This is a genomic window from Campylobacter sp. BCW_4323, from assembly GCF_001763115.1.
Taxonomy (GTDB): Bacteria; Campylobacterota; Campylobacteria; order Campylobacterales; family Campylobacteraceae; genus Campylobacter_D; species Campylobacter_D jejuni.
On the sequence record NZ_MJYC01000017.1, the window covers coordinates 1 to 1,278 of the forward strand.

Annotated in this window: 1 protein-coding gene; it reads left to right on the top strand. The window is 22.9% G+C overall.

Annotated features, from left to right (window positions below; genetic code table 11):
• Positions 1–1,278: glycosyltransferase family A protein (locus tag AJN60_RS00520; RefSeq protein WP_070285669.1), on the top strand; the 1,278-nt coding region annotated here is incomplete at both ends.

Below are 1,278 nucleotides of genomic sequence, written 5' to 3' on the forward strand. Positions count from 1 at the left end.
AATGTTGGCATAGAATTCTTTAGTAAAGAATATGATTTTAAAAATATTACCCAAGAATTAAAAGAAAACTCCTTAGTAGAATTTAAATTAGACAATGAAGATAATCCTTATAATATTTATAAAATATATAAAAGTTCAAATTTCTTTAAAAATAAAGATGAACTTTTAAATTTTAAAGCTCCTGATATTGATTATATTATCTTTTTAGATTCTGATGATTATTGGGAATTAAATTGCATAGAAGAATGTGTTCCTAGAATGGATGGGGTTGAAGTGGTTTGGTTTGATTATAATAAAATTTATGAAAAAGATAGCTTGGAAAAAAAAGATGAGTGGACTTGGTTTAATTGTTATAATATGGGAATAAAAAAAGATATAATCATATCTGATGAATGGTTGGATAAATATTGCAATATTCAAACTTTCGCTTTTGTTTGGAGTGGGATGATTGCTTTTAATTACTTGAGCAATCAAAAGATAAAATTTTTAGATTATATTTTTCATCAAGATGTTTATTTTGGTTTTATGGTATTTTTTAAAAGTAATAAAATATCTCTATTAAATAAAAAAATAATAAATTATCGAATTAGAAGCAATGCTACAACCTTGAGGCAGAGTAAAATAGGTGAGCAAATAATCCTACCAAAATATCTTGATTTTTTGTCTAAATTTTATAATAAAAATGAAGATGCTAAAAAATATTACAGTCTTTTTAGTTGGAGTAAAATGGTTGAAAAAGCTATAGAAGACAGTTTTTACGATGAAAAGAATATTATAATAAATTATTTTTTGCCTTCTTTATGTATGCAACTTTTTCAAAAAGATATCAATAAAAATCTTGATCCGCTAAATATTGGAATTTATATAAATTTTTCTAAAGTAATATTTAAGATGTTTCGTTTAAAGCATCAAAATATTATTTTTAACACCAATTTATATGGCACAGCTAAACAAAGAATTCAAAATCAGCTTTGTTATAAATTAGGTCAAACTATGATTATTAATTCTAAAAGTATTATTGGTATTCTATTCATGCCAATATATTTGTTATCAGTATTTTTAAATTATAAACAAGATCAAAAAATATATTATCAAAAAATAAAAAAAGATCCAACTTTAAAATTACCCCCTTTAGAAAATTATCCAGATTACCAAGAAGCTTTAAAGTATAAAGAACACTTATCTTATAAACTAGGAAAAATTTTATTAGAATCTTTTAAAACTTGGCATAAAGGTGGTTTGTTTAAATTTCCTTTTTTAGCTAAGGGAGTGAAAAAA